Origin of the sequence: Wolbachia endosymbiont of Mansonella perstans, from assembly GCF_020278605.1 — a bacterium.
Taxonomy (GTDB): Bacteria; Pseudomonadota; Alphaproteobacteria; order Rickettsiales; family Anaplasmataceae; genus Wolbachia.
This window is the reverse complement of sequence record NZ_JACZHU010000154.1, coordinates 1-662: the sequence shown is the minus strand read 5'-3', so window position 1 is coordinate 662 and position 662 is coordinate 1. Positions and strand designations below refer to the sequence as shown.

Here is a 662-nt window from a genome sequence, read left to right as displayed (position 1 = left end):
CTGGGATGACAAGAAAAGGCTACTAGGGTTACAAGAGAAGGAGGCACTGGGATGATGAGAAAGGGGTTACTTGGATAATATCGTTATAAAGGAACCAGAGTCAGACACTTACATTACATCCTACTCTCCCTCAAGCCCTCAGTTCCTCAAATACTTCGTTTGCTCTGTCCAGTACAGAATCAGGAAAACCAGCAAGTTTTGCTACATGTATTCCATATGACTCATCTGCAACGCCCTCAACTACTTCATGGAGAAAGATTACCTCTCCGTTCCATTCTTTTATTTTCACGCAAAAACATTTTACGTTGCTTAAGTATTTGCTCACTTTAGTTAGTTCATGATAATGAGTTGCAAAAATGGCGCGGCACTTGTTTACATTGTGAATATGTTCAATCACTGCCTGAGCAATAGATAAGCCGTCATGTACCCCTGTGCCTCTGCCAATCTCGTCAAGTATAACCAAGGAACGATCTGTTGCCTGATTGACTATGGTTGCTGTTTCAATCATTTCTACCATAAAGGTAGAATAACCAGCTGTTATATTATCTGTTGCACCAACCCTGCTGAATATCTTGTCAATTACACCAATATGTGCACTACCTGCTGGCACAAATGACCCCATATGAGCTAAAATTGCGATGAGAGCGTTTTGCCTCAAGAAA

The 662-nt window shown here is 41.2% G+C and carries 1 protein-coding gene; it reads right to left on the bottom strand.

Going from position 1 to position 662, the window contains the following annotated elements:
- Positions 1-130 precede the first annotated feature (130 nt).
- On the bottom strand, positions 131-662 hold a 532-nt coding region (locus IHO13_RS05565; protein WP_410543377.1), incomplete at its 5' end, for a MutS-related protein.